Genomic DNA, 7,013 nt, shown 5'->3' on the forward strand with positions numbered 1-7,013 from the left:
CTCCTATCCCTGTTACTTCCTAATTCCTTTTTAGTGGGGGAGTGTGAACAGTTACATCAGATCCCCGACTTCTGAATATTAATTCGTAATTTATTTACAAAAATACAAAAGAAGTCGGGGATCTCGATTTTATATTTATTGAAAACTTTCAGCAACTCTAAAACCGACGTGCTGATAAAAATAAGGACGAAACCAGTTACGATAACAAGGTAAAGCCATTGTACCATTCGTTGCCCAAGAACCACCCAACATCATAAAATGTTTATGATCAAAAAAGGGTGCAGATTGGTCTGGATAAAGATGATGGGTTTCAAATCCTGGTAAGGGTTTGAATGTTTCTCCTAACCATTCCCAGACATTACCCCGGAGGTCAGAAAGTCCAGATGGATGATTTTTGGAAAACATTCCTACCGGGGTGGGAGAAATAAATTGTAAGTTGAGATTATAATTATTTGCTAAATTAGAATCTTCTGATATTTTTAGGGCTTGATTCCATTCTGCTTCTGTCATTAACCGAGTGTTTTTACCTTTCCAGCGACAAAATGCGATCGCTTCATAATGGTTGACTTCTACAGGCCAATCTAAAGGTAAATCTAGTTCATCAAATGTGGCACGATAGCGATAGTTATTTTCTTGATGTATCCAGAATTTGGGACATTGGATATTGTAGAGTTGTTTCCATTCCCAAGATTCATGATTCCAATAATTTGCATTATTGTAACCACCAGCTTGGACAAATTCTAAAAATTCTCCATTGGTAATGAGATATTGACTAGCTAAAAATGGGGAGACTTCTACTTCTAAATGACCATATTCACTATCCCAACCAAAAGTTAAATCATCTTGGCGTTTTCCCAATTTCACTATACCACCAGGAATTTCTCGCATTTGATTATGGGGAATTTCTTGATTAGTAGGGGCATAATTCCAACCTTGGGGACGTTTTAAGTTATCAATGGGTAATTGACGCAGCAGCATTGAGGAGGTTTCTAGATGAATGCGACTATGTTCTATTCCCATTAATAAAGCCCAAATAGGATGCTGTTGATGAATGGGTAAATCTAAAGGAGTTTGATGAATTATTGCGGTAATTTCTGCTCTAGCTTTGTCTCGATATTCCCAAACTTTTTGGGTGTCAGGCCAGTTAATTCCTTGAATTGCTATTTCTAGTTCTGCTGGTGTTTCTGGATCAACGCCAACTTCAAATAGGGTTTCATATTGGGGGTTAATCCGATGTTTGATTAATCCCACTTGAATTAATTTGTTGATGTAAAAAACAGCCGAATGTCCAAGGTAAAAAATTAATTTATTTCTTAAAGGATCGGGATTGAGATAAAAGGTTTCTTCCTTAATGACACTTTTCATTAAGGTTTCTTCCATTTCCCAGGAATTTTCAAAATATTTAAGTAGGTTGGTTGAACTACAATTATTGAGTTGGGGAATAGGGGCATCTGTCATTTTCTTAACCGGGTGAATTAATTTTTTTAATCAAACCATTGACTAATCTTGGGATTAATAAAATTTTTATCTCAATGATAAATCTTTGCAGAAATTCTTGTAAAGATTTATAGGCTATATATTTAATTATCTTATATTGATACGATTTTTTTGTTTTTAATTAAAATTTAATATTTTCGGTAAAATTACTAGTAAATGGATTTCTGTATTTAATATTTTCGGTGAAATTACTAACAGATGAATTACTATGTTGACAAAAATAAATATAAACAATCTTTTTAGGCTAATCTAAAATAAGTATATGAATTTCTAGGAATACCAATTTTTTGGGTTAGTTCGTTAGAATTTACGTTAGCCCCTGTTGTGGTATTTTGGCGTTAGTTACCAACAAAGCTATATTGGATGGAGTGATAAAAATAAATCAATGTTCTTGCTACTGGTAATGGATAAGGGCAATAGGTAATAGATAATATGTGTTTAATGACCAGTGACCACTGACTAATGACTAATGACTAATGAGTATTTCCACTTCCGTGCTGAGTGATTTACTAAACTCACTCCCCCATCTACGACCCCAGTTATATTTTAAGGCTTCACTAACTGCGCTCTCCCATGCTATGGAAGATCAGGTTTTAGCCGCTAATTTGGATCGTCCTCTGATTATTGCTAGTTTTCAGAAAGAGCGATTTTACCGTCAAGAAGCCCATCGCTATCAACGACTTGCGGAAAAAAGTAATCAAATATATGTATTGTCTGCACCGGAAACGGAGTTTGCTAATAGCTCAGAATATTATGAAAAGGTCGCGTTTGAGCCTGATGACGCTTTAGCGCAAGAGTGGCATTTGCTAGTGGTGGCTGATAATTATGCTACTTGCTTAATCTGTCGAGAAAGCTTGGGTTCTCTGGCTAAAAATAAACATATCCCAGAGATGCTCCCTAACTTGGATATGGATACAGCGCGAAGATTTGAGGGGATTTGGACATCGGAAAAAGGAGTGTGTGTAAAAGCTGCCCAATTGTTGTTAGATAGAATTCAGGTGTATCGGCCGGATTTAGCTGGGAAAGTTGATGAAGTGTTCAGTCGGTTGGGGATTGGGAAATTAACAGGTAAGTCAGTGGTCAATTCTGATCGTGAGTATGCTTGTGACCTTGATACTGACCCGTTTGTGCAGAGGTTGGTGACATATCTGCAAGCTAGTCAGTATAAGCTGCATAAAGCTTACCGTTCGATCGCCGCTCAAGCCCGAAAAGAACGGTTGGTAAATTCGATTAGTACAGCAATTAGGCGATCGCTTGATCCCCAAGAAATTCTCCAAGTTGCAGCGCAAGAGTTGGGACAACATTTAGAAGCCTGTCGCTGCCTTATTTATCGCGCCCAATCTACAGATGCAAAAGCGACAATTGGGCATGAATTTTTGAATTCTAATGTCAAATCTGTACTGGGACAAAGTTGGGAGTTAGAACATAATCCGCTATTTCAGCAAGTGCTACGACAGTTGGAGGGAGTATGTGTGGCTGATACCCTGACAGACTATAAGGTAAAGAAATCACCAGCCTTATCGTCCATTGTCAAGCAGTTTGGCGTGCGTTCTTGGTTAATCGAACCCGTATTGTACCAGGGGCGACTATTGGGCATTGTCGAGTTACATTATTGCTATTTTCCTACTCATGAATGGCAACCTGGAGAGTTAGACTTAGTGAAGGCGATCGCTACTCAAATAGGTGCAGCCCTGATCCAAGCCGAATCTTTTGCCAATTTAGAAGAACTGAACAAACAGCTAGAAGCCTTGGACCGCACCCGCAGTAATTTAATTGCCATTACTGGACACGAACTCCGCACTCCCCTATCTACCATTCAAGTTTGTTTAGAAAGTTTGGCTACTGAACCGGATATGCCCTGGGAATTACAACAGGTAATGCTCAGTACAGCCCTGGCCGACTCCGAAAGAATGCGGAAACTGGTACAAGACTTTTTAACCCTTTCTAACTTAGAAAGCGGTCGGGTAGAATGGCATCCTGAATCATTAACCATCCAAGAATGTATAGATTTAGCCCTCAGTCGCTTACGGACACGCTCTAGCCAAGAAAAAATACCCAAAATCAAAACTCAAATTTCCGACAACTTACCTTTAGTCAGGGCTGACGGTGATTGGTTAGTGGAGGTAATTGCCAAACTGGTAGATAATGCTTGTAAATTTACTCCCTCTTCTGGGCAAATTATTATTAAAGCCATTAGCAATGGTCAAGAGATGTTAGAAGTCACCGTAGCGGACACAGGGAGAGGAATTGAACCCAATCGCCTAGAAATCGTTTTTGACCGCTTTTACCAAGAGGAAGGGGCATTACGGCGCACAACTGGTGGGACTGGATTGGGTCTAGCAATTTGTCGGCAAATTGTCAATGGCTGGCATGGAAAAATTTGGGCAGAGTCCACAGGCAAAGACCAAGGCAGTCAATTCCATTTTACAATTCCCATCGTGCATGGTAGTCAGGAAAATAATTGACAACTAACAACCAACCAATCACTAAAAACTGTTACAGTCTATAACGCGATCGCAACATAAGTCGAGTTCCAATGTTAGGATGCCGTAAAAACCTCCAAGAGACAGTTTATGGCAACTTTGACTGGAAAAACCCCAATCTTTGGTGGCAGCACTGGCGGACTACTCACAAAAGCAGAAGTAGAAGAAAAGTACGCTATCACCTGGACAAGCCCTAAAGAGCAAGTCTTTGAAATGCCCACTGGTGGCGCGGCTAAAATGGTGAAAGGCGAAAACCTACTTTACATTGCTCGCAAAGAGTACGGTATTGCTTTAGGCGCACAACTTCGCAAATTCAAAATCACTGACTACAAAGTTTACCGCATTCTCCCAGGTGGCGAAACCACAATGATTCACCCTGCTGATGGTGTCTTCCCTGAAAAGGTAAATCCCGGTCGGGAAATGGTGCGTCACGTACCCCGCAGAATCGGTCAAAATCCCAATCCTGCACAAATCAAGTTCAGCGGTAAAGCTACTCACGACGCTTAATCGTTAGATAATGGGTGATAGGTAATGGGTGATAGGTAATGGGTAATGGGAAAGCATCAAAAACTTTGCCCGATTACCCATTCCAAAAAACTCATTTTTAATTTTTAATTTTTAATTGGGGTTTGCTTAATAAATGTAAAACCTTTATATATCTATAGTTTCAGGAATATTCAAAGGCTATCAAGTTCTATATAATTCTTTCTTCTTCCTCCTAACTCCTGACTCCTAGCCTTCACGAAAAATTTTTTCAGCAAAACCTAATTATTTATGATTTTCCCCGATTTCGACCAATTTCAGAAACTTGCTGTCCAAGGTAATTTTGTGCCAGTGTATCAGGAATGGATAGCCGACCTAGATACACCTGTATCCGCTTGGTATAAAGTTTGTGCAGATCAACCTTATAGCTTTTTACTGGAATCGGTGGAAGGTGGCGAAACCGTAGGCCGTTATAGTTTATTAGGTTGTGATCCTTTGTGGATTTTGGAAGCCAGGGGTGATAGAACTACCCAAACCCATCGAAATGGTGATCAACAAGTTTTTATAGGTGATCCGTTTACAGTTTTATCTGAATGTTTAGCACCTTATCACCCAGTAAAATTACCAGAATTACCTTCAGGCATTGGCGGTTTATTTGGGTTTTGGGGTTATGAATTAATAAATTGGATTGAGCCGCGTGTACCAATTCATGCTCAAGATGAGCGAAATATCCCTGATGGATTATGGATGCAGGTAGACCAATTATTAGTATTTGACCAGGTAAAACGGAAAATTTGGGCGATCGCCTACGCAGATTTACGTGATTCAGCCGGGTTAGAGGTAGCATATCAAAAGGCGAGCGATCGCATTCAGGAAATGGTCAGGAAGCTATCTTTGCCCCTATCACCAGAAAACACCAAAATATCTTGGACAGCCCCCGGAAACAAGCCTAAAGCGGGCATAGAGGAATATACTAGCAACTTTACCCGCCCAGAATTTTGTGCCAGTGTAGAAAAAGCCAAAGCACATATCAAAGCTGGTGATATTTTCCAAGTCGTTATTTCACAACGCTTATCAACAGAATATACAGGTAATCCCTTCGCCCTGTACCGTTCTTTGCGCCAAATCAATCCTTCACCTTACATGGCTTATTTTAACTTCCAAGACTGGCAAATTATCGGTTCTAGTCCCGAAGTCATGGTGAAAGCAGAATGCAATGATGAGGGGGAAATTATCGCCACAGTCCGTCCCATTGCGGGAACTAGACCCAGAGGGAAGACAACAAGGGAAGATGCCGCTTTAGCCGCTGATTTACTTCAAGACCCCAAAGAAATCGCCGAACACGTCATGTTAGTAGATTTAGGACGCAATGATTTAGGGCGGGTGTGCAGCAGCGGTAGTGTTAAGGTTGATGAATTAATGATCGTTGAACGCTACTCTCATGTTATGCACATTGTGAGTAATGTGGTAGGTAAGTTAGCACCGGGTAAAACCGCATGGGATTTACTCAAAGCGTGCTTTCCGGCTGGGACTGTCAGCGGTGCGCCTAAAATCCGCGCGATGGAAATTATTAATGAAATAGAACCAAGTCGCCGGGGTGTGTATTCTGGTGTCTATGGATATTATGACTTTGAAGGACAATTGAATAGTGCGATCGCCATCAGAACTATGGTATTACATAATCAGACTGTTACTGTCCAAGCTGGTGCAGGTTTGGTGGCTGATTCTGACCCAGAAAAGGAATATGAAGAAACACTGAATAAAGCTAGAGGATTATTAGAAGCAATTCGTTGTTTGCGTTGAGAATTTATTTTCGCGCAAAGACGTATCCTAGAAGTCGGGGATCTAAATCCTGTACATCCTTAAATCCTGATTCAGAAAATATGTGGACACCTAACACCCCACTACAGAACGGACAGTATATCATTCAAAGAGCGATCGGTGGCGGTGGCTTTGGTGAAACCTATTTAGCAGAAGATACAGAAGAAAATAGGTTGGTTGTGATTAAAACCCTCAACCGGGAACAACAAGAAAAACCCGACTTTGCGGAAATACAAAAGAAGTTTAGAAAAGAAGCCTTAGATTTATCAAAATGCTATCATCCCCATATTGTCCAAGTTTACGACAATTTTCCCGAAGATGGACTTTGGGCTATTGTTATGGAACACATTGACGGTGATGATTTAGCAGCTTATGTGGAAAACTACACTGCTGAAAATGGTTACTTGTCAGAAACCGAAGCTTTGCGCTACATTGACCAAATCGGACAAGCTTTAGAATGTGTTCATGAACGGAAACTTTTACACCGAGATGTCAAACCCAATAATATTTTGTTGCGACGGGAAAGCAAGGAAGCAGTATTAATTGATTTTGGGTTAGCGAGGGAATTTCAACCTGGTAAAATCAGAAGCATGACAGCGAGTAAAACAGAAGGTTATGCACCCATAGAACAATATCAACGGCGTGGAGATTTTGGTTATTATACAGATGTTTATGTAGTTTTTCACTCTCCCCCCACTTTCGAGAGTTTATAGGGTAGGTAGAAGTAGG

At 40.3% G+C, this 7,013-nt stretch carries 5 protein-coding genes; 4 read left to right on the top strand and 1 reads right to left on the bottom strand.

The window, feature by feature from the left end; genetic code table 11:
• Positions 1–135 precede the first annotated feature (135 nt).
• Positions 136–1,458: a 5-histidylcysteine sulfoxide synthase gene (gene ovoA, locus FJR05_RS08210; RefSeq protein ID WP_168643657.1), complete on the bottom strand. Its 1,323-nt coding sequence runs from the start codon at positions 1,456–1,458 to the stop codon at positions 136–138.
• Positions 1,459–1,973: 515 nt separating this feature from the next.
• On the opposite strand from ovoA, the gene FJR05_RS08215 reads away from it, so the two are divergent.
• The 4 genes from FJR05_RS08215 (at position 1,974) to FJR05_RS08230 (ending at position 6,997) form a co-directional block, all read left to right on the top strand.
• The gene (locus FJR05_RS08215) at positions 1,974–3,962 is read left to right on the top strand and encodes a DICT sensory domain-containing protein (protein ID WP_168643658.1); all 1,989 of its coding nucleotides are present in this window, start codon (positions 1,974–1,976) and stop codon (positions 3,960–3,962) included.
• 108 nt (positions 3,963–4,070) lie between these two features.
• Positions 4,071–4,487, top strand: coding sequence for a photosystem I reaction center subunit II PsaD (locus FJR05_RS08220; RefSeq protein ID WP_168643659.1), 417 nt, complete (start codon positions 4,071–4,073; stop codon positions 4,485–4,487).
• A 267-nt stretch (positions 4,488–4,754) separates the two neighbouring features.
• A complete protein-coding gene (trpE, locus tag FJR05_RS08225; protein ID WP_168643660.1) occupies positions 4,755–6,266 on the top strand; it encodes an anthranilate synthase component I in 1,512 nt (503 codons plus the stop codon).
• Positions 6,267–6,346: 80 nt separating this feature from the next.
• The gene (locus FJR05_RS08230) at positions 6,347–6,997 is read left to right on the top strand and encodes a serine/threonine-protein kinase (RefSeq protein WP_254446830.1); all 651 of its coding nucleotides are present in this window, start codon (positions 6,347–6,349) and stop codon (positions 6,995–6,997) included.
• Positions 6,998–7,013 lie beyond the last annotated feature (16 nt).

Source organism: Dolichospermum sp. UHCC 0259 (assembly GCF_009711935.1).
Taxonomy (GTDB): Bacteria; Cyanobacteriota; Cyanobacteriia; order Cyanobacteriales; family Nostocaceae; genus Dolichospermum.

What these genes read in the sequence shown, in the direction of transcription:
- ovoA (WP_168643657.1), bottom strand. Translation starts at nt 1,458, where the DNA reads ATGACAGATGCCCCTATTCCCCAACTCAATAATTGTAGTTCAACCAAC.
- FJR05_RS08215 (WP_168643658.1), top strand. Translation starts at nt 1,974, where the DNA reads ATGAGTATTTCCACTTCCGTGCTGAGTGATTTACTAAACTCACTCCCC.
- FJR05_RS08220 (WP_168643659.1), top strand. Translation starts at nt 4,071, where the DNA reads ATGGCAACTTTGACTGGAAAAACCCCAATCTTTGGTGGCAGCACTGGC.
- trpE (WP_168643660.1), top strand. Translation starts at nt 4,755, where the DNA reads ATGATTTTCCCCGATTTCGACCAATTTCAGAAACTTGCTGTCCAAGGT.
- FJR05_RS08230 (WP_254446830.1), top strand. Translation starts at nt 6,347, where the DNA reads ATGTGGACACCTAACACCCCACTACAGAACGGACAGTATATCATTCAA.